Source organism: Nocardia sp. NPDC051832 (genome assembly GCF_040681285.1).
In the GTDB taxonomy this organism is placed as follows: domain Bacteria; phylum Actinomycetota; class Actinomycetes; order Mycobacteriales; family Mycobacteriaceae; genus Nocardia.
Window position 1 is genome coordinate 1,839,182 of record NZ_JBFAYL010000001.1, and the last position, 23,337, is coordinate 1,862,518.

At 68.5% G+C, this 23,337-nt stretch carries 15 protein-coding genes and 1 tRNA gene; 5 read left to right on the forward strand and 11 right to left on the reverse strand.

Annotation, left to right across the window (positions count from 1 at the left end; genetic code table 11):
* Positions 1-58 precede the first annotated feature (58 nt).
* Positions 59-9,391 (reverse strand): fatty acid synthase subunit beta domain-containing protein, encoded by a 9,333-nt coding sequence (locus tag AB0M14_RS08250; RefSeq protein WP_364990393.1) that lies wholly within the window; start codon positions 9,389-9,391, stop codon positions 59-61.
* A gap of 387 nt (positions 9,392-9,778) precedes the next feature.
* Between AB0M14_RS08250 and AB0M14_RS08255 the strand changes: the two genes are divergently transcribed.
* Positions 9,779-9,860 (forward strand) — tRNA-Leu (locus tag AB0M14_RS08255).
* Between the two features lie 289 nt (positions 9,861-10,149).
* Here AB0M14_RS08255 and AB0M14_RS08260 read toward each other — a convergent pair.
* The 3 genes from AB0M14_RS08260 to AB0M14_RS08270 form a co-directional block, all read right to left on the reverse strand.
* Positions 10,150-10,419, reverse strand: a complete 270-nt coding sequence (locus AB0M14_RS08260; protein WP_364990396.1) for a Txe/YoeB family addiction module toxin — start codon at positions 10,417-10,419, stop codon at positions 10,150-10,152.
* A 3-nt stretch (positions 10,420-10,422) separates the two neighbouring features.
* Positions 10,423-10,686, reverse strand: coding sequence for a type II toxin-antitoxin system Phd/YefM family antitoxin (locus tag AB0M14_RS08265; RefSeq protein ID WP_364990398.1), 264 nt, complete (start codon positions 10,684-10,686; stop codon positions 10,423-10,425).
* 194 nt (positions 10,687-10,880) lie between these two features.
* Positions 10,881-11,729, reverse strand: a complete 849-nt coding sequence (locus AB0M14_RS08270) for an isochorismatase family protein (RefSeq protein WP_364990402.1) — start codon at positions 11,727-11,729, stop codon at positions 10,881-10,883.
* 8 nt (positions 11,730-11,737) lie between these two features.
* Between AB0M14_RS08270 and AB0M14_RS08275 the strand changes: the two genes are divergently transcribed.
* Both AB0M14_RS08275 and AB0M14_RS08280 read left to right on the forward strand, forming a co-directional pair.
* Positions 11,738-11,968, forward strand: coding sequence for a hypothetical protein (locus AB0M14_RS08275; RefSeq protein WP_364990405.1), 231 nt, complete (start codon positions 11,738-11,740; stop codon positions 11,966-11,968).
* Between the two features lie 105 nt (positions 11,969-12,073).
* Positions 12,074-13,111 carry a DUF5996 family protein gene (locus AB0M14_RS08280; protein WP_364990408.1) on the forward strand — a complete coding sequence of 346 codons (1,038 nt, stop codon included), beginning with the start codon at positions 12,074-12,076 and terminating at the stop codon, positions 13,109-13,111.
* A 34-nt stretch (positions 13,112-13,145) separates the two neighbouring features.
* On the opposite strand, the gene AB0M14_RS08285 is transcribed toward AB0M14_RS08280, so the two are convergent.
* The 3 genes from AB0M14_RS08285 to AB0M14_RS08295 are packed head-to-tail and all read right to left on the reverse strand — an operon-like array spanning position 13,146 to position 15,743.
* Entirely contained in the window at positions 13,146-13,964 is an 819-nt protein-coding gene (locus AB0M14_RS08285; protein WP_364990412.1) for an SDR family NAD(P)-dependent oxidoreductase, read from the reverse strand.
* A complete protein-coding gene (locus AB0M14_RS08290; protein WP_364990416.1) occupies positions 13,957-15,138 on the reverse strand; it encodes an NADH:flavin oxidoreductase in 1,182 nt (393 codons plus the stop codon). Before AB0M14_RS08290 ends, AB0M14_RS08285 begins: the two co-directional genes overlap by 8 nt.
* Positions 15,135-15,743 carry a TetR/AcrR family transcriptional regulator gene (locus tag AB0M14_RS08295; protein ID WP_364990419.1) on the reverse strand — a complete coding sequence of 203 codons (609 nt, stop codon included), beginning with the start codon at positions 15,741-15,743 and terminating at the stop codon, positions 15,135-15,137. Before AB0M14_RS08295 ends, AB0M14_RS08290 begins: the two co-directional genes overlap by 4 nt.
* A 172-nt stretch (positions 15,744-15,915) precedes the next feature.
* Here AB0M14_RS08295 and AB0M14_RS08300 point away from each other — a divergent pair, with 172 nt between their 5' ends.
* Both AB0M14_RS08300 and AB0M14_RS08305 read left to right on the forward strand, forming a co-directional pair.
* Entirely contained in the window at positions 15,916-17,163 is a 1,248-nt protein-coding gene (locus AB0M14_RS08300; RefSeq protein WP_364990422.1) for an ATP-binding protein, read from the forward strand.
* 181 nt (positions 17,164-17,344) lie between these two features.
* Positions 17,345-18,223: a cutinase family protein gene (locus AB0M14_RS08305; RefSeq protein ID WP_364990425.1), complete on the forward strand. Its 879-nt coding sequence runs from the start codon at positions 17,345-17,347 to the stop codon at positions 18,221-18,223.
* A 52-nt stretch (positions 18,224-18,275) separates the two neighbouring features.
* On the opposite strand, the gene AB0M14_RS08310 is transcribed toward AB0M14_RS08305, so the two are convergent.
* The 4 genes from AB0M14_RS08310 to AB0M14_RS08325 form a co-directional block, all read right to left on the reverse strand.
* Positions 18,276-19,406 (reverse strand): serine hydrolase domain-containing protein, encoded by a 1,131-nt coding sequence (locus AB0M14_RS08310; protein ID WP_364990428.1) that lies wholly within the window; start codon positions 19,404-19,406, stop codon positions 18,276-18,278.
* A 71-nt stretch (positions 19,407-19,477) separates the two neighbouring features.
* The gene (locus AB0M14_RS08315; protein WP_364990431.1) at positions 19,478-20,329 is read right to left on the reverse strand and encodes a hypothetical protein; all 852 of its coding nucleotides are present in this window, start codon (positions 20,327-20,329) and stop codon (positions 19,478-19,480) included.
* 4 nt (positions 20,330-20,333) lie between these two features.
* Positions 20,334-21,542 carry a VCBS repeat-containing protein gene (locus AB0M14_RS08320; RefSeq protein ID WP_364990434.1) on the reverse strand — a complete coding sequence of 403 codons (1,209 nt, stop codon included), beginning with the start codon at positions 21,540-21,542 and terminating at the stop codon, positions 20,334-20,336.
* Between the two features lie 31 nt (positions 21,543-21,573).
* Complete coding sequence (locus tag AB0M14_RS08325; protein WP_364990437.1) at positions 21,574-23,307, reverse strand: hypothetical protein; 1,734 nt, start codon at positions 23,305-23,307, stop codon at positions 21,574-21,576.
* Positions 23,308-23,337 lie beyond the last annotated feature (30 nt).

The following is a 23,337-nucleotide window of genomic DNA, read 5'->3' on the forward strand; positions in this document are numbered from 1 at the left end:
CAGCCGCTTCGCAGCGGCTGCCCCTCGGTTTCTCAGTGCAGCGTAGTGGCAGAACTCACTACGAGGTAGCACCCTCGTCCAGTTGGCCCACGATGACAGCGCCGGTGCCGCAGCCGAATCCGTCGGCGCGGTAGGTGCCGTTCTCGCTCAGGCGCGCCGTGGGCGAGAGCAGCACGTCGGCTTCGAGCTGACGGATCTGCTTGGCGGGCGTGCCGTCCGCGCCCAGGCGACGGTCGGCCGGACGCTCGTACAGCGGAGCGCCGCCGCACATGGCCTCGGCGAACCGCTGGCGGCCGTTGAGCTGCCGTTCCTGCGCCTTGGCCTGGTACTCCTCGCGCCGGCCCGGCGCGATGGCCTGGACGAACGCCTCCGGGTGCACGATCGCGAGCAGGCCGGAGACATGCCCGAAGCCGAGCGAGGTGACCAGGCCGGCCTTGAGCGGGAAACGCTCGCCGAAGCGCAGCGGTTCGCGCGCCCACACCAGGTGCGGGTACGCCTGCATCTTCTCGTCGACGCAGTCCAGGCTCCGGTTCGGCGGCACCACACCGTTTTCCAGCACCTGGCACAGGCCGATCAGCTGGAACGCGGCCGCGCCGCCCTTGGCGTGCCCGGTCAGGCTCTTCTGCGACACCACGAACATGGGCGCGCCCTCGGAGCGTCCGATGGCGGTGGCGAGGCGCTCGTGCAGCTCGGACTCGTTGGGATCGTTGGCCGCGGTGGAGGTGTCGTGCTTGGAGATCACCGCGATGTCGTCCGCGCCGACGCCGAGCTTGCGCAGTTCGACCGCGAACCGGGAATCCGCGCCGCCCCGGCCCGCACCCAGCGCACCGAGACCGGGCGCGGGGATGGAGGTGTGCACGCCGTCGGCGAAGGACTGCGCGTAGGCGACCACACCGAGCACCGGCAGGCCCATCTCCAGGGCCACGTCACCGCGAGCCAGCAGTACCGTTCCGCCACCCTGCGATTCGACGAACCCGCCGCGGCGGCGATCGTTGGCGCGGGAGAAGTAGCGATCGCTGATGCCCTTGGCGCTCATCGCCGCCGAGTCCGCGGTGGCCGACATGTCACCGAAGCCGACGATGCCCTCGATGCCGAGATCGTCGTAGCCGCCGGCGACCACCAGTTCGGCCTTGCCGAGCCGGATCTTGTCGACGCCCTCCTCGACCGACACCGCGGCCGTGGCGCAGGCCGCGACCGGATGCACCATCGCGCCGTAGCTGCCGACGTAGGACTGCACGACATGCGCCAGCGCCACGTTCGGAAGCGCTTCTTGGAGAATGTCGTTCGGGCGCGGCTCACCGAGCAGGTTGTCGATGTAGAGCGAGCGCATCGAGGACATGCCGCCCATGCCGGTGCCCTGAGTGTTGGCCACCAGCGACGGGTGCACCCAGCTCATCAGCTCGGCCGGGCTGAACCCCGAGGACAGGAACGCGTCCACGGTGCAGACGATGTTCCACAGCGCGACCCGGTCCACCGAGGCGGCCATGTCGGCGGAGATACCCCAGATGGTGGGGTCCCAGCCGGTGGGGATCTGACCGCCGACGGTGCGCGACAGCTTGGCCCGGCGCGGCACCCGAATCTCGGTGCCCGCCTTGCGGGTAACGGTCCAGTCGCCGGCGTCGGCGACCGGGGTGATGATGGTCTGCTCCGGATTCGCGGCGTGGAAAGCCCGCGCCTCGGCCTCGCTGCCGACGGTGAACGACAGGTCCTGATCCAGGAACACCGAGGTCATCAGCGGCGAGGAGTTGTCGACCATCGCGCCTTCGTCGGCGTACCGGCGCACGCCGCAGCGCTCGACCACGGCGTCGTGGTAGCGCTCGGCCAGCTCCGATTCCGGCACGAAGTCACCGGAGTCGGCGTCGTACCAGCCCGGCTTGGGATCGTGCTCCCAGGTGACCAGGCCGGTGGTCCAGGCCAGCTCCAGCACGCCCGCGGCGGACAGCTCGTCGTCGACCTCCACCTCGAAGCGGGTGCGGGCCGAACCGTACGGACCGAGCTCGCCGGCGCCGACGATGACGACCATGTCGGCGAGGTCGGCGGTGACCTCACCCCACTCCGGCACCGGCAGCGCCGAGCTCAGGGTGGGCGGCGCGGGCAGCGCCGGAATGGTCACTGCCGCATCGTCTTCGACGGTCTCCTCGGCCAGCTGCTCGGCGGCCTGCTTGGCCAGCGCGGGCAGGTCCAGCTTGGCCCGCGCCAGTCCGCCGGTGAGGTCGATCTGCTGCGGTCCGGCGATGGTGACCTGACGGGCCCGCGAGGTGCACCACTTGAGCAGCTCGTCGGCCATCTCGCTGGTGGACCAGGTCTGCACGCCGGCCTTCTCCACGGCGGCGACCATCGGGTCGTTGCCGCCCATCAGACCGGTGCCGCGCACCCAGCCGATCAGCGCGTGCACCAGGGTGACCCGCGTCGACCAGGACTTCTCGGCCCGCCACTTGCCGACGACCGCGTCCAGCGCGGCCTTCGACTCGCCGTAGGCGCCGTCGCCGCCGAACATGCCGCGGTTGGGCGAACCCGGCAGCACCACATGCAGTTTGGCGTCCACGTCGTGATCCGCGCCGAGCTTGGACAGCCCGCCGATCAGCCGCTCGACCGACCAGAGCAGGACCCGCATCTCCATTTCGGCGCGGGCGCCCGCGTCGGCGAGGTCGCCCGCCACCCGCGGCGCCGCGAACGGCAGCAGCAGGGTGGGGGTCATCGCGTCCTTGGTCTTGATCTTCGCGCCGCCGGCATTGTCGACCTGTTCGGTGCCGACCCAGTCGATCAGCGCGTCGATGTCCTGGTAGGACGCCATGTTGGCCGGAACCACCCACAGCGCCGCGCCGTGCCGGGCGTGCTCGCGGTACAGCTTGCGGTAGAACGCGAGCCGGTCGTCGTTGAGGCTCGAAGTGGTGACCACGACGGTCGCGCCGCCGCCGAGCAGCCGCCCGGTGACCGCTGCCGCGATGGAACCCTTACTGGCGCCGGTGATCACGGCGATGTCGTCGGACCACAGGCCCTCGTCGCCGGTGTCCAGCGCGGCCTCGGCGATCCGGCCGTAGACGCCGGCCAGCACCGAACGGGCCTCGTGCTTGGCGCGTTCGCGCCACCAGTTCGCCTGGGCGGCAACGGCTTCGCCCGCACCGAGGTAGCCGTCGACCGCGACTTCGGCGGTATCGACGTCCAGCCACAGCTTGGCCAGGTCCTCGCGAGCGGTGGCCCAGCGGTCGTCGATCAGCACGGCCTTCTTGGCGTCGAACGCGGGCGCGACCAAACGCGGCCAGTCCGAACCCAATTCGGCCGAGACCAGATCCACCAGCGTGTCGGTCGTGGCCTCCGGGGCGGAGATCTGCTCGGCCAGGCCGAGCTGCTCGAGCACCACCCGGGCCGCCGTGGCGAGCACGCCGCCGCGTCCGGTGATCTGCTCGGTGAACTCGCCGAGGGCGGCCGCGTCCACGGTCGCTCCCCCGCCGCCACCGGCGGAGGGCAGCGACACCGCGACGCCGCGCCGGGCGGCGACCGCCTGCACGGCGGCGTCGATGGCCGCGTCCACGGAGGCCGCGTCGCCGAGCGCGCCGGAGACCAGTCCGCCCAGATAGCCGCCGCGCACGCTGGCGCCCTCGCGGGTGCCGAGCGAAACCTCGGCGGTGACATGGCTGGCCCAGCCGTCGCCCAGCTCCCAGACCTTCTTGACGCGTTCGGCGATGGCGGCGGGCCGCTTGCCGGACGGGCCGAAGACCTTGCGCAGGTGGTCGCCGATGGCGTCGGACAGCACCGAGCCGAACGGCTTGTAGGTGCGGGCCAGGCGCTCGACGGTGGCCGAGAGCGCGCCCATGTCGGCGTCGGCGGCGCCGTCGATGGCGCCGAGCGAGAGCTCCGCGCCGAGGTCGACGAGCAGCTGGTTACGCCGCGAGGAGACGCCGTCGCACAGGCCCTCGATGGTGTCGACCGGGCCGATCTGGTCCAGTCGCAGCTTGGTCCACAATGCGATCAGCACGCGGGTGGCGTCGGCGGCGGAGAACGCGATGTCGTCCGGGCGGGGGCCACCGGAGGCAGCGGCAGGCGCCGCGACCGGGGCGGCCGCCGCGGCAGGCGCCGCGACCGGGGCGGTTTCGGTTGCTTCCTCCACGGGCTCGTCGACCGGGGCGGGATCGGTGTCGGTCGAGTACACGACCGCCGCCTCACGCTCGATATTGAGCACCTCGACGGTGACGCCGCCGAAGTCCGGCAGCTTCAGCGTCTGGCTGGCCAGGTTCGCCACGGTAGGCGTTGCGCCCAAACCGATTTCGACGAACCGCTCGACCCCGAGGCCACCGTGGGCGGTGTCGGTGAACAGCAGGTCCTGCGTCTCGATCCAGCGCACCGGGCTGGCGAACTGCCAGGCCAGCAGCTCGATGAGCACCACCCGGGCCAGTTCGGCCGGGCGCTGCGACCAGCTGTCGAAGTCGGCGAGCACCGCGTTCAGCGGCTCCGAGGGCACCAGCTCCGCGATCTCCTGCAGGAAGGCGCGCTCCAGGTTGAACGGCCGCGGCACCAGGTTCGGAATGTAGCGTCCGACAAGGACTTCCGGATCCAGCACCTCGGGCAGCAGCTGCTCGAGCTTGTGCCGGAACTCCGGAACGCCCTTGCGCAGCACCGTGGAGTGGAACGGCACGTCGATGCCGGGCACCAGGATGAAGGCCCGCTTGCCGCCGAATTCTTCGCGGCGGCGGTCGATTTCGGTCTCCAGGGCTTCCAGGCCCGCGACCGTGCCCGCGATGGCGTACTGCGAGCCGCGCAGGTTCAGGTTCACGACCTCGAGGAACTCGCCGACCTGTTCGCCGACACCGGAGACGAACCCGATGACCTCGGCGTCGGGCAGCCCGATCTGCGAGGGACGGATCGCGGCCATCCGATAGTCGCTGCGGCCCTGCGCATCACGCGGCACCAGCTCGTGCATGGCGGAGCCGCGCTGGAACACCACCTCGAGCACGGCCTCCAGCGGCAGCACCCCGGCGACGGCGGCGAGCGCGTTGTACTCGCCGACCGAGTGACCGGCCAGCATCGCACCCTCGACGAACGCGCCGGCCTCGCGCAGCTCGGCGACCTGCGCGACACCGAGGACCGCCATGGCGACCTGGGTGAACTGAGTCAGGTGCAGCACGCCGTCCGGGTGCCGGTGTTCGATGCCGCGAGCCTTGAGGTAGGTCGGGTTGTCCCGCACCACCGCGAGGATGGAGAAGCCGAGCGCGTCGCGGGTGTGCTTGTCGGCGCGCTCCCAGACCTCCTTGGCGGCCTTGGACCGCGAGCGCGCGTCCAGGCCCATGCCCTTGCGCTGAATGCCCTGGCCCGGGAAGGCGTAGACGGTCTTCGGGGCGGCGGTGCGACCGGTCGCGGTCATCACCAGGTCACCGCCGGTGCGGCAGGAGACCTCGACGATCTCGCTGCCCGCGTCCACCGCGACCCGCTCGACGCGCACGTCGATCTCGGCGCCGGGACGGACCATGCCCAGGAAGCGAGTGGTCCAGGCGGTCATGGTGCGGGCGGGCACCGAGCTTTCCGGATCCACCGCGGACACCGCGTGCTGCGCGGCGGCCGAGAGCCACATGCCGTGCACGATCGGACCGCCGAGCCCGGCCAGTTTGGCGGCCGAGTCGCTGGTGTGGATCGGGTTGTGGTCGCCGGAGACATGCGCGAAGGCGTGCATGGTGCGCGGCGCGACGATGGTGACATCGCGACGGCGGCGACGCGGGGTGTCGACCGCGCTGCCGGACAGCCTGCCCGCCGCGCGCGGCGGATCGGACAGCTCGCCCGCGCCGTTGCGGCCGCGGATCGCGAACCGCTCGGTGAGGGTGGCGACGGTCGGCATCGACAGGCCGGTCTCGGGCTTGTCGAGCATTCCGGTGATCTTCACCCGGACCTCGACGACGCGGCCCATGTCGGTGTCGACGGTCTCGCCGGCCTTGGCGCGCACCACCAGAACGCTGGTGTCGGAAGGCAATTCGGCCAGCTCGATCTGGTGATCGAGATGGACCAGATCGAGCATGCCCTCGATCACGCTCGCACCGTCGGCGGTGCGAGTCGCGCCGAGCACCGCGAAGACGGCGGGCCAGCAGGCGCCCACCAGCACATCGGGCACGGTGCGGCCCAGCGTGCTCAGCGTGGCCGGCATCCCCGAACCGGTGACTCCGGCGTGGTCGGCGATGAGATCCGGGGTCCAGGCGATGTTGAGGTGCGCGGTGCCGCCCTTTACCTCTGGCAGCGACTGTCCCGCGGCGACCGCGAGCAGCGCGGACATGGCGGCGTCGGCGTCGGCCTCGGTGATGACGGGGGCGCCGCCGTTGAAGCTGGAGGCCGGGACGGTGATCCGGATGGTGACCGAATCACGGCCCAGCAGCGGCACATTCAGCTCGACGTAGGAGTGGTCGGCCTCCGGGCCGGTGGTCTCGACCAGAGTGGCGCCGGTGCGCGGGTGCACCGCGCCCTTCCCGTCGACGGTCCACTCGTCCAGATCGCCGAGGCGGTGGATCGGGTTGATGGTGGTGCGGCCCGCCCATTCGACATCCGGCGCGGCCAGCACCGTGTCGATCGGACCGGCGGTCACACCGGCGACGCGGCGCGCGTCCACGGCGACCGGCACCACGCCGGCGCGGACCAGGGAGTACGCGGTGTCCTGCTCGAAACGGTCGAGCAGCTCGCCCACCGGCTCGTCGACGCGGGTGATGCCCGCGACGGCCACGGTGCCGGGGATGACGCAGACCTGGTCGGCGGAGTAGCGCGGATCGTGGGCCTGCCACAGCGAATCCGAGCGCCACCAGCGGCGCACGTCACCGTCGACGACGGGCACGAAGTTCACCGGCTTGCCCGGGATCTTGCACAGGCTGACGAAGAACGGCACGTCGGCCGGGTGCAGCAGCGTCTGCGCGGCGGCCGGGTACTGCTCCTTCAGGGCGCACAGCGCGTCCACCGGACGCTCGAAGGCGTCGTCCGAGGCGAACAGCGTGGGGATCTCGCCGCGGTCGGCCGGGTGCAGGCGGGATTCGGTGCGGCGCACCATCTCCGCGAAACGGTCCCGCCAGGTGATGTCGAGCCACACCGAGCTGGTGGCCTCGCGGATGGCGTCGCCGAGGTCGCTGCCGCAGTCGAAGTCCTTGCGGCGGTCCAGGCCGACCGCGAGCTCGACGTAGCGCTCCAGCCAGTCCTGGTAGGTCATGGTGGCGACATCGCCGAAATACGGCTTGGCGGTCGCGTTCAGCGCCGCGATGATCTCGTCTTTGCGCTTCGCGACGGCCTCGGCGTCACCGGCGACCTCGTCCAGCAGGCGGCCGGTGCGCGAGGCGGCGTTGTCGATCTCGTGGATGTCGGCGCCCAATTGGCTACGGCCGGAAGCCATTCCGCCATTCGCGGTGCCCGCGCCGACCCAGTCGGGGGTGCCGGGGGTATCGACGAGCAGCTGCTTGACCTCGGGCGCGGTGGTGGCCTCCAAGGTGGCCATCGCGGCGGTGCCGACCAGGACGCCGTCGAGCGGCATCACCGGATAGCCGTACGGGGTCGCCCACTCGCCGATCAGGTATTCCGTGGCGCGCTCGGGGGTTCCGATGCCGCCGCCGACGCACACCACGACGTTGGCGCGATTGCGCAGTTCGGCGTAGGTCTCCAGCAGCAGGTCGTCCAGGTCTTCCCAGGAGTGGTGCCCGCCGGCCTTGCCGCCCTCGATGTGCATGATCACCGGGTAGTCCGGGACCTGGTCGGCGATGCGCAGCACCGCGCGGATCTGGGCGACGGTGCCCGGCTTGAACGCGACGTGCGAGATACCGGCCTCGGTGAGCTCGTGGATCAGCGCCACGGCCTCGTCCAGCTCCGGGATACCGGCGGTGACGATGACGCCGTCGAACGGGGCGCCGGCCATCCGGGCCTTCTGTACCAGGCGCTTACCGCCGAGCTGCAGCTTCCACAGGTACGGGTCGAGGAACAGCGAATTGAACTGCACCGCGCGGCCCGGGTGCAGCAGCGTCTTCAGTTCGGCGACGCGGTCGGCGAAGATCTGCTCGGTCACCTGACCGCCACCGGCCAGCTCCGCCCAGTGCCCCGCATTGGCCGCGGCCGCGACGATTTTCGCGTCGACGGTGGTGGGCGTCATGCCCGCGAGCAGGACCGGCGAACGACCGGTCAGCTTGGTGAACGCGGTCTCCACCACGATCCGCCCGTTCGGCAGCCGCACCGGCTTGGGCGCGAACGCCGTCCACGGCTGCGCGACCTCGGGCGCGGCGCCCGGGGTGAGCAGGCTGCGCTGCCCCGCACGGGTGGCGGCGGCGACGATGCCGACGCCGGTGCCCTTGAGCGAGCCCGAGGTGAGCCGGCTCAGCAGATCGCCGGGGCCCAGATCCAGAATCCATTGCGCGCCGGTGGCGACCGCGTCGTCGACGGTGGCGACCCAGTCGATCGGGTCGACCAGGATCTCGCGGGCGAGCGCGCCCGCGAGCGCCGCGTCCAGCCCGCACTGCTCGGCCCAGCCGCTGACCAGTTCGACGGTGTCGCCGAGGGCCGGGTGGTGGAACGCGACGTCGACCGTCAGGTCCTCGAAGACCGGAGCGAACACCGAACCGCCGCGCACCTTCGAGTCGCGCGCCTTGGCCTGCTCGTCGTGAATCTGCGCGCAGCGCTGGCGCACTCGCTCCAGCTGTGCCGGAGTGCCGGACAGCACCGCGCGGCGGCGGCCGTTGACGATCGAAACCACCGCGGCGGCAAGCGGGTCCACGCCCGCGCCGACCTCGGCCACGACCTGGCGCAGCCGCGCCGGGTCGACATGGGAGACCGCCACCATCGGCGAGCGCTCGCCCACCGGCATCAGCCCCCGTCGACGCGCGACCAAACCGGCTGCGGCACCGATCAATTGGGCGATCGCGAGCAGTTCGGCATCGCGCGCGCCTGCGGACTCGACGGCAGTGGCGGCCAGCCGCCCCTGCGAATGTCCGATGACAGCGACCGGCGCGTGCTCGGCCGGATCCAGCCCCTGCAACTTCAGTGCCTTCAGCGCGGCGATCTGGGTGAGCAGCACACCAGGCATCGATACCGCGGCGGAGCGCAGTACGTGCTCCGACGGCGCGGACGACGTCTCGTCATCGGCGAGCTCGTCCTCGAGCATCCAGCCGACCGGGTCAAAACCGACCGGTCGCACTACCAGCAGCTGCGCCGCAACGGGTTCCAGCAGCGTCGCCGCCTCGTTCACCAGTGCGGTCAGCTCGGGCTCCAGGGCGCTGTCGCGCCCGATCTCCTCCAGCTCGCCCAGCCACTGCGCGCCCTGCCCGCCGAATGCCAGCGCGTACGGAGTACCGCTCAGCAGACGATCCACCAACGGCGCCCGCACATCCCGCTGGGCGCCCACCTTCGCGTTCGGTCCGGTCCCGGTCTCAGTGCTCTCGTTGATCGTCAAGACGCTTCGACTTCCTTACTCCTGGCGACATGCCCCACGGACACGTCGCTCCCTCCGGTACGCAGGGTGCTGCTCAACCTCTAGGCCTGATTACGGCGAGGATTGCACAAAATCATGAGGAAAGCCTCACGTTTCCCTCCCCACCCGCCCCCTACCCCCGAGTATTTCTGCACACCCGTACCAGAATGCCGAGAAACATGAGGCCCACTCACGTTTGAACCCGCAGGTCTATCGGTTACCAACACGTACGAAACATGAGTGCTCCTCATATTGGCAGTTATCTAATCGTTATAATCCCAGGTCGGGTTACTCACGAGTACGCCACGCCCATCCAGAGCTTCGCGATCCCGGTCAAGGCCGGTAGAGTTTGGACGGTCGTACCATCAAGCGCGAGTGGCGAAATTGGCAGACGCGCCAGATTTAGGTTCTGGTGTCTTAGGACGTAGGGGTTCAAGTCCCCTCTCGCGCACACAAACCCGGCGGATTCGCCGCTTTCCGACTGCGGCGACGCGCCGGCCCGCTCCTGGGCGACCGCGTCCTCATCGTCGGTCGCCGGCAACTGTCAGCAACTCGCGATCCACCCGCGGGCAGCACTCGACGAAGTCCTCGGTGCCACCTTCACCCCTTATCGAAGCGGTGACGTCCGCGGCCGGCATGTCGCACACGGGGCCGGCAGTCCACGAAGAGTCACTGATCGACGATCTGATCTCCGAGCCTTGCCCCGGGGGCGGGCCCGACGGCAGTTCTCCTAAGGGCGCTCAGTCTTCGTAGTGTGTACCTACCTGCACTACAACAATTTCGGTGTCGGTCACCAAGTAGACCAGCCGATGTTCCTGGGTGATGCGGCGCGACCAATGCCCGGCAAGTTGGTGGCGAAGCGGCTCCGGCTTACCGATACCAGCGAACGGGTCGCCCAACGCGGCATTGATCATCTTGTTCGCGCCCTTGAGCACGGCCCGGTCAGTGGCGAGCCACCCGGTGTAGGACTTCCAGCCTTGTGCGGTGAAGGTGAGTTTGCGGTCCGGCACGGGTCATTCCTCGTCCGGGTCGATGAGGCCGTGTGCATCGGTGCGACCTGCGCGTGCGTCCTCGGCAGACTGAAGCAGGGTCACACCGCCGTGCGTCCGGAGCACATACAAAGTTTCCATCAGCGAGTTGTAATCACTCTCGGCCATCAACACCGCGTTCTCGCCGGTCTTAGATACCACGGTCACGGTGTCATGGTCGTCGTTGACCTGCTGCACCAACCCGAACAGGTTCTGGCGCACAGTGGAAATCGGTAGGGCCTTGGCCATCGCTGATCCTCTCGCAGGCTGTACGACATATCGTACAACATGCTCCAAACCGGGTTTGCGTGATTGGATCCCCCCTCGATGCCGGGCGGCGCTACGCGCACCGCGGCTTCAGCGAGACCGCGGCTGATAGATTCCCGGCGCAGACTGCCCGCGAGCGCGAGCACGCGAAACGCTGTCATGACCGACGCCTCGGGCTACATACCCATCGTCACGTTGAATTCCGCGTACACCTTCGAAATCAGCTCGCCCGACTTGGGATTGGCCCAGTTGTCCATCCACTCCGAGACGACCTGCATCCAAGTCACCGGCACCACACCGGCCTGGGTCATCCGCGACACCGCGCACTCGTGCGCCTCGGCCGACATATCCCCCGCCCCGTCGAAGACGCCGTAGACCTCGAATCCTTCCCGCAACGCATGCAGCGCACTGAAAGACATGCACATCGACGTCCAGAGCCCGGTCAGCACCAATTTGCGACGGCCCGAGGCGCGCACCGCATCCAGCGTGGCCTGATCGGCAAGCGAATCAAAACCCGGAACCTTCCGCACGATGATCTCGCTGCCGGGCGCGGCGGCGGCGATATCGGCCCGAAAGTCGCCATTGGAGGCCGGATTCAGCGCGGTCAACACCGTGGGAACCTCGAGAATCGCCGCAGCCGTGGTCAAGGCCAAAGCCGCACGGTGCACACCGTCGCGATCGCGGCCGCTCATACCGTTGTACATGTGCGGCTGATAGTCGATGAGGAGCAGCACGCTGTCCGCCGCATTCAATGCGTCGATCGGAATCCGTGCTTCGGGCATGGCTACCTCACTTCTGCTCGGCTTGTCCCGGTTCGCATCGTCGAAGGCCGAGGCTAGACGCTGTGCCCACAACGGCCCCGCAATCAAGTTGACATGGGTGGTTCGCTGCCAAATCCGAGGGCGTGGGCTGTCGGCGTGGTTCGTTGCCGCCTGTCGCTGTGCACGACCGCCGTGCCGGCCGCGGCCGGCCGACGCGCCGGACAGTGGCCGCGTAGGGCATTGAGCTTCCGGCGACAGCGACAATATCGACCATGGAAATTGTCACGGCTTCGGATCTGCGGAGACTGTTGGCCGCGGACGATAACGCTCACCTGGTACTGGTCGAAGGCCGCGTGCAGATCACCGCCGGCGGCGATGAACCCGGCCTGGTCCTGATCGACCGCGCGCAGGTCATCGACAGGATCGGAGCCGACCCCGACGAGACCGCGCTGAGCGAGTTCGCCTCCCTCCTGGACTCGGAGGTACGCCTCCAAGGCGGCTGACCACCCGAAGACAGTCCCGGGGCACTGATCAGGGTGCCCGCGACGGTCTGCCGATCACATAGCGTTACCTACCGAAGCATGGGATCTCCGGCGGAGGGAACGGCTATGACGACTACCGCGGCACAAGTTGGATCGTCCGGCAACGTCCGCGCCGAACCCCTGCCCGCGATTCCACTGGAATCCTGGCGACCCACCAAGGAAACCCTGCACCGCTTCTCCCAGATCATCGGAAAAGTAGCGCTGGCCAAGGGAATCCGGCGCAATCACTGGTGGCATACCACGCTGCGGCTCACCGCCCGCGGCTGGACTACGCTCCCCCTCGGCACCGCACGCAACGGCCCGGTTTTCACCTGCGCGTTCGACTTCTTCGACCACGAACTGCGCATCGCCACCGACCACGGCGCCCAAGCGGTGGTACCACTGCCCGGGCAATCGGTCGCCAGCTTCTACACCGCGTCGATGACCGCCCTGCATGACGTCGGCATCGACGTCGCCCTGGCCCTGCCCCGCCCCTACGACCTGCCTGATACCCACCGCCCCTTCGCCGAGGACACCGAACATGCCCACTACGCGCCGGATCTCGCACAACGCGCCTTCGGTGTGCAGAGCCAGGTCGGACGTATCCTCGAGGAATTCAGCGCCAGCTTTTCCGGGCGGATCAGCCCGGTGCAGTTGTTCTGGCATACCTTCGACATCGCCGTGCAACGGCTTTCGCCCCGTCAGATCGAGATGGGCGAGAGCATCGATCCGGTGACCCGCGAGGCCTACTCCCGCGAGGACATCTCCTCGGGGTTCTGGTTCGGCGACGACAAAGTCCCCGAGCCCACCTTCTACTCCTACGCCGCCCCCGAGCCCGCCGAGCTCACTGAACAAGCCATCAAACCCGCTGGCGCACAATGGGTTTCCTCCGGCAGCGGCCACAGCGCCTACTACCCCTACGAGGCCGCGCGTGCCACTGCAGACCCTGTGGGGTCCGCGCTCGAGTTCTATCAGTCTGTCTACATCGCCGGCGCGGAGCGGAATGGCTGGCCTGCCCGCGATCTCAGCTGCTGGGGCGGCATCACCGATCCGGTCCGGCGGCAACAATTCCCGCACTGGCCGGAATGGAAGGCTACCGACCGGACCGACGCAAATCCCACATAGCTGGTGTCTGAGACCATCGGCAGCGGATTGCGGCTCATCGGTCGACTACCATCCTGCCCGTGAACCTGCCGATCAGGCGGGTGCGGCCGGGGGCGAGCCTGGTCCACAGGTCGATGGCGCGGGCGTCCGGGCCGGCGACGACGCGGGCCTTGTCCTTCGCGATGGCCTCGACGATGCGGTGTGCCAGGCGCGCCGGCGATCGCATGGCGATCGGCGCGAGCCGCGACGAACCCATCTGGGACAACAGGTCTCGATGGCTTCCGCGTGCCGTGTCGGTGATGCCGGTGCGATGCGCACCCGGGAAGACGGTGGTGAGGCCGACGTTCGTGGAGACCAGTTCACCGCGTAGCGCCTCCGATAGCGACCGGACCGCGCCCTTGGTCATGGCGTAGGACGCGTTGTGCGGGAGGCCGAGAATGCCGACCATGCTGGACACGTTCACGATGTGCGCCTCGTCCTGTTCGACGAGCACCGGCAGGAAGGCGTGGCAGCCGTGGACGACACCCCACAGGTTGATACCCACGATCCAGCGCAGATCCTCGAGCGACTCCTCGGTGAAGGAACCCGCGGACGTGACACCGGCGTTGTTGACGAGGATGTGCACCGCCCCATGGTGCGCGACCACCGCACCGACCAGGGCCGTCATCTGATCGGCGTCCGAGACGTCGACGATGTGGGCGCTCGCGTCGATCCCGCTGTCGAGCAACAGGTCCCGAGTGGATTCGGCCCCTTCGCGCCGAACATCGACCACCGCGACCGCACACCCGCGACGGGCGAGCTCGAGCGCGATCCCCCGGCCGATCCCCCCGCCGGCGCCGGTGACGACCGCGACCCGGCCGGTGAGTTCACGCATGTCGATCTCCTTGAACGGGGATGAGGGGGCAGTGGGTGCGGGTGAAGATCGTCGGCATGCACTTGTTGCAGTGGATGCAGGCGGACCGGACCGCCGAGTCCCGGGCGACTCGACGCAGCAGGTCCGGCTCGCGGAGCAGCGCCCGCCCCATGGCGACGTACTCGAACCCGGCCGCGAGGGCAGCGTCCATTCCCGCGGCGTCCGTCACGCCGCCGAGATAGACCAGGGGCATCGCAAGCTGACGGCGGAACAGCCGAGCCGTGTCCATGAGATACATCGGCTCGTAGGGGTACTCACGAAGGAAGGCGCGCCCCACCAGGCGCATGGCGGCGCCGACCGGGGATGGCATGACCGCGGCCATCTCACGACGCGGAGCGGCCCCCCGGAAGTAGTACATCGGGTTGAGGAGCGAGCTCCCCGCCGTCAGCTCGAGAGCGTCGAGGTGCCCATCCTGCTCGAGCAGCTGGGCGACGCGGATGCTCTCGTCGGGTCGCAATCCACCCGGCACCCCGTCGTCCATGTTGAGCTTCGCGATGACCGCGACCTGATCGCCCACTTCGCGGCGGATCGCCTCGGAGATCTCGCGCGCCAAGCGAGCGCGTGCGAGGGTGTCGCCGCCGTAGCCGTCACGCCGGCGATTGAGCAGTGGGCTCAGAAACGCACTCACAAGGTAGTTGTGGCCGAAATGCACTTCGACGGCATCGAACCCGGATTCGACGGCGTACCGTGCCGCTTCGGCGTGCGCGCGAACGATGCCCCGGACATCCGCCACCTCGGGTCGCTGGACCACCGCCATCCCGAGTGGGCTGAACAATCGGGACGGCGCGATCGCCGGTAGCCGGTTGGAGGCGGCGTTGGCGACAGGGCCGGCATGGCCGATCTGCGCGGAGACCAGGGCCCCGGTGGCATGTACCGCCGAGGTCAGTCGGCGCAGGCCGGGCACCGCTTCCGGGCGCATCCAGATCTGATGCCGGTCGGTGCGCCCTGCCTCGGACACGGCGCAATAGGCCACGGTCGTCATGGCCACCCCACCCTCGGCGTAGGCGAGGTGGAAGTCGATCAGCTCATCGGTGACCACCGCGTCGGGTGTTCGTCCTTCGAACGTCGCCGCCTTCAGCACACGGTTCCGCAGACGCAGCGGACCGAGGTCGGCCGGTGTGAAGATGCCGCTCACCGCGCCCGCGCCTCGCTGGTCTCGGCCGTCAGGCCGGCAACGACGAACCGGACCATCGCATCGACCTCGTCCTCGGCCGGAGCCGAACGCCGGACGATCGGATTGCCGAACTCGAGCAGGATGAGCCGGAAGGCGAGCACCCATCGCCGTGCGAGCTCTTCGCCACCGATCTCCGGACACGCACGGCGGACCAGCTCGACGAAGGGACTGAGCGCGAACCACTCATCCGTCCACGGTTGCGGGCCGGGAACGAACAAGATTCGCGTCAACAGATGCAGTCGCACCTGACCGACCGGGTCTGCCGCCAGGTCACGCAGCGGCGCGACGATCGCCTGGACACACGTGGCCACGTCCGCGCCGTCAGCATCTGCCATCAGCTCACGGAGCCGGTCGGTCCACAAAGGGCCGAGCCGGTCCTGCAGGACTGCGGCGACCAACGCGGCCTTCGATCCGAAGTGGTACCGGACGGCCGCGACGTTGGCATCGGCGGCGGCACAGACCGCACGGACCGAAAGATCCTCGTACGACGTGGTGAGGAGCATCTCCTCGGTGGCATCGATCAGCTTTTGGCGAAGGGGCGACTCGGCGAGGTTCTGGGCAGGCACACGGCGATTAAATCATTGTTTCCATCACTGTTTCAATCACTGATGGTTATCAGCTGAGGTTGCAAGGGTCGGCAGATCATCGGAATCAATGTCGGCAAAGTGTCGGAGAGGATATCGGCAGATTATCGGCCTAATTGTCGGCAGATCATCGGCATCCTGCTACCGTAGGCGCATGCGCCAAGGTGCGGAATACCTGCCCAGAAGGGCCTCCGAGCTGGTTGAAGAGGCGCTTACAGATACTCGCGTCGTCATCGTGAACGGTGCCCGCCAGACCGGGAAGAGCACACTCGCGGAGCGCTCTTTGCGCGATCGGCCTGGCACTGTTAGGCGGTACCTCGACGACCCGCGAACCCGCGCCTCGGCCATCGCCGATCCGATCGCTTTCCTGGACACTCCCGGCACCATGCTGATCGACGAAGTCCAGCGCGTCCCGGATCTGTGGCTGGCAATCAAGAACATCGTCGACCGCGACCCCAGACCGGGCCGGTTCCTGCTGACCGGATCAGCCCGACTGCTCGGTCTCAGCACGCTGCCCGACGCTTTACCCGGCCGCTCGGAAACCATCGAACTTTTCCCGCTCTCTCAAGGCGAAATCGCCGGCACACCAGACAGATTCATCGACGCCGCGTTCACCCACGGTCACCAGATCCGCAGCGAATTCTCCGAGCTTCGACGCCGCGACTACCTCGCACTCGCTGCCCACGGCGGCTATCCGGAAGCAGTACGCCGAGACGCACCACGCCGCCGGGCCCAGTTCTTCAAGTCGTACCTCGACGACATCATGAGCCGCGACGTCCATCAGGTCGCCGACATCCAGCGAATCTCCGACATGCGCAGACTCATTGGAGCCCTGGCGGCCCAGAGCGGTGGATTGCTCAACTACAGCCGGCTTTCCTCCGACCTCGCCATCCCGCTGACCACTGTGCGGGATTACGTCGGCCTACTCGAAGTCATCTACCTGATCCGGCTCATCCCCGCCTGGTCCACCAACGCGACGTCACGCGCGATATCGACCCCCAAGCTGGTCTTCACCGACTCTGGTCTTGCCGCACACCTGCTGACCGGGATCGCCAACGACGCTGTCACCGGTGGCCTCATCGAGACCTTCGTCCTCGGAGAACTCACCCGGCAACTCACCTGGAGCCACACCATGGCCCAGCTCCACCACTACCGCGATCGCGACGGCTACGAAGTCGATGCAGTCCTCGAGGACAACGCCGGCCGGATAATCGGCATCGAAGTCAAGGCCGCCGAAACTGTCCGCACCGATGACTTCCGCGCCCTCCGCATATTGCAACGCCGCCTCGGTGATCGCTTCCACGCCGGATATGTCCTCTACTGCGGCGACCAGCAACTGCCCTTCGGCGACCGACTGGCATGCCTTCCCATCAGCACATTGTGGAGCACGCCCGCGTCGTAACCAGGGCGCCGCCTGCCCTGCGCATACGGACAAATGGTTGACAGGAGTTGCCAGGCGCTGGCGGCGCGTCGTCGGCCTGACGTACGGTGATTCACCGCTGTGCGGGGCCGATGTGGCTGGCCCCGCGTGGAGAGGAGTGTGGGTCGAAGTGTTTCGCAGACGTGGTGGTCGGCTGTGGTGTGTGGCCGCGGCGGTTGCGGTCGGGGCGGTGTCCGTGATGGGTGCGCCCGCGGCGAACGCGGCGCCAGATGAGTGCCCGGATTTGTCGGTGATCGCGGTGCCCGGCACCTGGGAAACCTCCAGGGAGGATCCGCGGGAAGGCATGCTCGGCTTGGTGACCCGCGGGTTGCCCCGGGGAGTGCGCAGCGAGTTCGTGAGCTACGCCGCGACCGCCCTGCCGTGGGAGGGCGATGTGTACGGGCGCTCCAAGCGCGAAGCGGTCGACGGTGCCCGCGAGCTCGTTCGGGAGATCGCGAACCGTTGTGGTGCAACCCGGTTCGCGTTGCTCGGCTACAGCCAGGGCGCCGACGCCGCGGGTGACCTGGCCGCCGAGATCGGCACCGGGTTGGGAGTGGTCACGCCGGACCGGGTCGTCGCGGTCGGGCTGCTGGCCGATCCGCGCCGGTCGCCGGCCGACGCGCTGGTGGGTCAGCCGGTGCCGGGTGCGGGCGCGGGCGGGATCCGATTCGGCGGATTCGGCTGGCTGAGCCCCAAAGTGCGCACCTTCTGCGCACTGGGCGATCTGTATTGCTCGGTGCCCACCGACGACCTCGCCGGGCGCTTCGCCGGTTTTCTGACCCAGCTGTCGGCGCCGGATCCCAGCCGCCTCGGCGACTACGGGCTGACCCTCCAGACGATTCTCGCCGAGGCGCTCATCCCCGGTGGTACCGCGATCCTGGGCGCACCGCCCGGCGCACCGGCCAGTGAGACCTGGTTGCGCCAGGTCAGGGAGTTCGTGGAATCCGGTGTGCACCAGTCCTACCCGCAGTACCCCGTCGACGAGAACGGCACCACCGCGACCGAATGGCTGCACAATTGGCTGCGGGATCAGGTGGGCTGAACAGCTGACAGCGGGCCGGTGCGGCACGGGCGCGTCCACCGGCCCGAGCGCGTCAGTCGCCGAAGGCGCTTCGGAACAGCGCCCGGCACCGCACATCGGCATTGATGCTGAGCCCCAGTCGATTCGGCACATAGCCGAAGCCGAGCCCGCTGGCCGGATCCGCGAAGCCGAGGGCACCGCCCAGGCCGGGCGCGCCGTAGGCGCGGTGCCCGGCGGAGCCGAAGGCGAAGCGTGGGCAGGACCGGCGGAAACCCAGGTGATAGCGAGTGGGCACGCGCAGCACCGCATCGCGGGCCGCGGCGTCACCCGGCTCGGCGATGCGGCGCAGGACCTCTTCGCGGATAGGGAGTTTCGGGACCGCGGCGACGGCCGCCGCGTAGAGGCGGGCCAGGGATCTGGCGTTGCCGACGCCGTTGCTGCCGCACACCTCCACGCCCAGCAGATCGGGCCGGTCGAAATCCTCGGGCATCCCGAGATCCGGACTGAGCGTGCTGCGATAGAACTCACCACGGCGAAGGAGCAGCTCGACACCCAACTGCCAGGCCATATCTCGTTCGTGCCGGACGGCGAAGCCGCCGGTGCGCACCAGAGCCGCCAGCCGCGCCAGGCGGCGCGGCTCCGCCGACCCGATGGCGAAGTCGAGCTCGAGCGGACCCGCGATGTCCGCGGCCAGCACCTGCCCGACAGTGCGTCCGCGCGGATCCGTCCGGCGCACCAACTCGTTCACGAACAGCCCGAACGAGATCGTGTGATAGCCCTGACGGGTCCCCGGCGTCCAGGCCGGCCGCTGCTCGGCCAGCACGAGCGCGACACGATCGAGATCGGCCAGATCCGTGATCGCCAACGGCGGACCGTGCAGCGCGTGTAATCCGGCGCGATGATCCAGCAACTGGCGCACCGTGATGGCGGCCTTGCCGTGCGCGCCGAATTCCGGCCAGTAGCGGGCTACCGGTTCGTCGTAATCCAGGTGTCCGGCCGAGACCAGCGTGGCAACCACCAGCGCGGTGACGCCTTTGGTACAGGAGTAGACCGGCGCGATGGTGTCGCGGTCCCAGGGCAGCCGATGCCTGCGATCGCGCAGTCCCGCCCAGAGGTCGACCAGTGGGCGGTCCCCGTCGTACAGCGCCACCGCCGCGCCGATCTCACCTCGCTCGGCGAAGTTGCGCCGGAAGGCGTCGACCACCTTGCCGTACCCGTCCTCGACGTGGCCGTGAATACGCAGTTCTCTTCTCCTTCCGGGCAGGTGCGCGGCGCTCAGTTGATGAAACGGAAGCAGGCCCGCTGCCCGCCGTCACCCACGGTCGCCGAGGACATGCACACCGCCCGGTACTCCTTGGCGGGTTTCGCCGACAACAGTCCGTAGAGGTAGCCGTTGGAGCAGGCCCGGCTGAGCGGATGTACCTCCTGCTCACCGGATTTCGTCTCGAACACCACCGAGCCCTCGGCACAGTGCGCGTCGATGAACGGAGCCATATCGGCCAGCCAGCCGATGGTGAGGATGTTCCACTCCGGATTCACCGCCCAGGTGGCCCCGTCGAAGGTGACACCGGCCGGGAACTGATTGGTGTGCTTGAAATCGAACCCGAGGATCTGGGCATTGAAGTTGAACGGCGGGATCAACGGCGGAGCGGCAACAGTCGCGTCGTTCGGGAAGCGGAAGCAGTTCTCGGTGCGCTGCACCGGGGCGCCGGGTTGCCGCGCGGCCACTTCCACGACCGCACAGACCTCGGCGTAGTCCCCCGACCGTTTTGCCGCGATCGCCAAGTAGGGGAACGGGAGGCCGCAGGACGTGCCGACCGGGACGTTCTCCTTGGCCCCCGCCTTGGTTTCGAACACGAATGTGCCGGTGGCGCAGGTGTTGTCGAGTGGCGTCGCGTCGGCCAGGATCCCGATGATCCCGGCGTTGATGCCCGGTGTCAGGGTCACGATGTCCCCGTCGAACAGTGCACCGCTCGGCACCGTCGTGAAATGGTTGACGCTCGTGCCGCCGAAGCTGGTGCCGAAGGACAGCGTCGGCTCGAGCGCGTTCGCGCCGCCGGCCCCGGTGGTCGCCGCGGCCACCAGAGTGCCCAGCGCGAGCAGCGCCGCGAGAATCGATTTGCGCACTGGTTCAGCCTCTTTCGCCACTACGGTTGACCATGACCGCGACGTCCTCGGACACGCTGCTCATGCTGATGATTTCGGGACGGCCGTCGCCGGTGAGATCGACCGACTCCATCGCTTGCGGGCCCAGCCCGATGGTGTGCTGCTCGACATAGTCGAAACCGCGCCGGCCGTTGCCCTTGAAGATCATGGCGGTGGACGGAACATATTGCCCGGCAGCGATATCCGGGATGCCGTCGCCGTCGAAGTCGCCGACCGCGACGGCGCACGGCGCGGCCGCGGGCCCGACCAGCTGCGGCGGGCTGAAGTTGCCGTGCCCGTCGCCCCAATGCACTCCGGCGCTGAAGCCCGCGATATTGGCGGTGACGAGATCCAGATTGCCGTCGCCGTCCGCATCGGCCAGCTTCAGGTCCTCACTGGGCAGCGCCGCGAGATTCCAACGCGGAGCGTGGAATCCGCCGTTGCGGTCGTTGCGCATGACCCACACCCCGGAGGTGCCCAGATCATGGAAGGCGAGATCGGCGTAGCCGTCGTTGTCGACGTCACCGGCCAGCACGCTGGCCTTACCGATTCCGACGCCGCGCCACTGCGGTGCGGCGAAGTGCCCCTGACCGTCACCGCGCATGATGCCCACGCCGCCGGGGGCCGGTACCAAGTTGTTGACGGCGAGGTCCACCGCGCCGTCGCGATCGAAGTCGGCCAGCGCGACACCGAACGGAATGCCGCCGGTGCGGTAGGTGACGTCGGGATTGAAATCGGTCGCGTACTTGCGATCGGTCCGGAAGAAGCCCTGCCCGTCGTTGATCAGCACCGAGATGCTCAGGAAGTTGCTGACCACCAGATCCGGGGCGTTGTCGCCGTTGAGGTCGGCCTGCTGTACCGCGTTCGCACCGACTTCGGTGTGCTCGAACTGGTTTCGGCGCAAACGGCCGGTGCCGTCGCCGAACAGGATGCCGACACCGTCCACGATGCCGCTGGCGGCCACATCCATGATTCCGTCACCGTTGAAGTCGGCGGCGGCCATGGTCTGCGATCCGAACGCCGGGCCGAGCCCGCCGACGTTGTACTGCACCGATTCCCGGAAGAGCGGGTTGGCGCCCTCCGAGGAGCCGGAACTGGACCCGCTCGGGGCGGCGGACGCCGCTCCGCATGTCACCACGCCGAGCGACAGCGCGAGCACCGCACCGGCAGCCCAAAGCCGTTGTGCTCCAGACATTATGAAACCTTTCGTCGACAGCGCGGTCCGGTCAGCCCTGGACGGCGCAGGTGTAGCGCGGGCGGCCGTTGAGAGCGTCGATGAACCACTCCGGCCGCAGCATCTGACCGATCGAGGCGCGGTCGGGCACGCGCAGGCACAGGGTCGGCCCCTGGATACCGGCAGGTGAGAACTCGCTCGCGAAGGCCCGGGACAGACCGTCCCTCGGCTTGGCCAGCGAATCGCAGGCGGCCTCGTCCTTGTCGGGGCGGCCATAGCAGTTGAACCAGGCCATCGAGTAATCCACCGAGAGCGCGGGCGACTTGATGTTGCGCGGAATACCCACCAAGTTGATGGAATCGCCGTGGCTGCCGCTCTCGTAGATGATGGTCTGGACCGGCGCGCTGGTGCCGCCCGCCACGATGTTGTGGTGGCGGTCCATGGTGCCGAACGGGCCGTCGGTCGGGTTGAAGAACGGCTGGTAGAAGTTGGTGATGCCGTAACCGGACAGGCCCGGAATATCGAGGTCGGCGGTCTGCATCTGCAACGGCACGTCGGTGGCCAGCGCCGTGTAGCCCGACATCACCGAGGCCGAAGCCACCCGCGGCAGCGGACGGCCGTCGATGCCGTGGCCTTTGACCTGCCAATTCAGATAGTTCGAGGTGCCGACCGCGCCGACGGACTGACCGAACAGGTTGACCCAGTCCAGATCCATCTTCTCGAGCCACGGGTTGCTGATGTTCTTGCCGCCCGCCGATTCGTAGGCCGGGTTCTGCCGGTTCGCGCGCGGCACCATCAGAATGTTGTTGAGCTCGTTGCCCAGATCGATGACCGGGGTGATGGGCTGGTTGAACACCCAGCGCACCGCGTCCTGGACGTCGCGGCAGGAACCGGGGGCGAAGCAGTTCTCGACACTGAGCAGCGGGAGCACCATATCCAGGGCATTGCCACCGCTGTCGGGCTGACCGGACTGCCCGAAGGTGACGGCGAGGAAGCCCTCCTTGGCCGCCGACTGCGCGTACATGCCGATGTGGTTCATCGCCTCGGCCGCGCCGGGCGCACCGACCGCCACCGGGTACTTGACCTCCGAATCGGCTGCGCCGTAAGGCATCCAGGCCAGCGCTGCCATGGAGATGCCGCGCGAGTTGATGATTCGGAACTTGTGCACGTCGCCGAGCTTGAAGTCCGCGCCGGAATCGCCGGGAGCGCAAGCGCCGGAGGTGGTTTCGTACCAGACGTTGCCGTCCGGTCGCATACACGGGTACCGGAACTTGGCACTGTTGAACTGGGGCTTGTCGTATTCGCCGTCCAGCACCGCGTCGGATTCGAAGCCGGGCAGAAATTGTCCGGCGGTGTCGGCGATGCCGAACTTACCGTCGTGGTTCCAGTCCGGCAGGTAGTCCGGATGCGGGGGGAAGCCGATGCCGGCCGGTTCGACGTGGGCAAGCATGTCGAAGATCTTCTGCCCGGCCGCGGCCAATCGCGCCCCGGAGTCCGGCGCGCTGAAGGTCTCCGGCTTGGTGAGATCCTCGAAGGCGTCGGTCCAGTTGCCGACGGCGGTCATGATGCCGGCCTTGACGAAGTAGTCGAGCATGCCGGGGTACAGGACATCGCGGGCGGTACCGCCGAAAATCTCCATGACCTGGTTCAGCACGTAGGCCGGGTCCGGGGGCTGCGGGCTGAAATCCGGATCGGCCGCGGCCGGGGTCAGCCCGCCGCCGGCCACGGCGAGGGCCGCCGCGGACATGGTGACGACGGCACGGGCTAGTCGACGGGGAAATCTCACCCGGGATCCTCCTGAATGTGACGCGCGAAG